The organism is Gracilibacillus sp. YIM 98692, assembly GCF_010993965.1.
Taxonomy (GTDB): Bacteria; Bacillota; Bacilli; order Bacillales; family Amphibacillaceae; genus Gracilibacillus.
This window is the reverse complement of record NZ_WIXM01000064.1, coordinates 1-1615: the sequence shown is the minus strand read 5'-3', so window position 1 is coordinate 1615 and position 1615 is coordinate 1. Positions and strand designations below refer to the sequence as shown.

Sequence of the window (1615 nt, the reverse complement as noted above, 5' to 3'; positions counted from 1 at the left end):
ATATTTTCACCCTTTATCGTTTTAATTTGTTACCCTGGATAAAAGCAAGCCAGGCTCAAATAGTTGGCTAATAGACCTCTTCTGATTTTCTTAACAATTTGACCTACATCATTCGCCATGCTTGGTAATCGGTGTGAAAGAAGAAGCACGAGAACCGTCCTCGTGCTATTTTTTTGTTTATTTCTTATATCCTACATGTGGGATGCTATTCCAGCGTTCACTTAAATAACGTGCAACCATTTTTGGTTCTCTTGCTCTAGTGAATACACCTTTTTTATTCCCTTGAACACGCATAATACCAAATTTCGTCTGGAAATCAGCGAAGTTCCATAATTGTTCGCCAACAAAATTCGGAATTTCATCAAATACTTTGTGATTCATGCGATAGTAATCTTCTTGGAACTCTTCACTAAATGGCTCACCATAAGCACTGTGGAATCCAGCTACCGTATCAGCACCATATTCGGTGTACATGATTGGCTTTTCAGGATATTTTTCTTGCCACTCTAATAACTCTTGACGTGTCTGTTCTTCTGCTGTTTCTAGATCGCCATTTTTTACATACCAGCCGAAATAACGGTTCAATGCTAAAACATCATATAAATCGGTACACTTATCTGTCTTAGGCGTCGCCATCATAATCAATACATTGGTCAACGGGCGTTTTTGTGGATCCAATTGACGGGCAAGATTGAATAATGGTTCAAAATATTCACGAGCACCTGCTGAATATGTTGCAGCCTCATTGGCAATCGACCACATCACAACAGATGGGTGGTTTTTATCACGAGCGATCAATTCGCTAATTACTTGTTCATGTGCTTCAGCTGTTTTCATTTCATCCCACGTATCATCTTTAAAATCGTCTTTTTCTAAAATGGATACATCAAAGTTAAAGGATGCCATTAGACCAACTGCAGGTGTTTCATCAATTACCACAATCCCTTCACGGTCACATAAACGCATCATTTCTTCAGAATATGGATAATGAGAAGTACGGAACGAGTTTGCTCCCATATTCTTCATCAAGTTAAGATCATGTACGTTATACGCTTCGTCTAGTCCACGTCCACGGATAAAGGTATCTTCATGCTTACCGAAACCTTTGAAGTAGAAGGCTTCACCGTTGATTAAAAATTTTCCATCTTTCACTTCTACTTTACGCACACCAAACGGTTCTTCATATACATCCTCTACTTCGCCATTTTTCAAGCCTTCGATTTTTGCCGTATAAAGGTATGCATCAAGTGGTTGCCATAATGTCACATCATTAATCGTTACGTTTGTTTCCGATCCTGTAGCTTGAGCTACTTCCTGCCCATCTTCATCTACAACGGTCACACGTACTTCATCGAACGAACCACCTGTTTTAACAAAAACTTGTACCTCTGCTTGCCCTTTTTGCAAATCAACATCTGGTACAATGACGACATCGTCAATATAGGTTTTAGGTGTAGAGTAAATCTTAACCGGTCGTTGTAGGCCAGCGTAATTAAAGAAGTCAAAGTTTTCATCTACATGACGGACGATTTTTCCATCCTTATCTTTTGTTTCACTATAGTTACCAACTGGTAACGTTGTATGATCTAATATATTACTCAAACGAACTGTCAAC

The 1615-nt window shown here is 38.9% G+C and carries 1 protein-coding gene; it reads right to left on the bottom strand.

Going from position 1 to position 1615, the window contains the following annotated elements:
- Window positions 1-177: 177 nt before the first annotated feature.
- Window positions 178-1615: beta-glucuronidase (uidA, locus tag GHD00_RS20800; protein WP_163540082.1), on the bottom strand; the 1438-nt coding region annotated here is incomplete at its 5' end.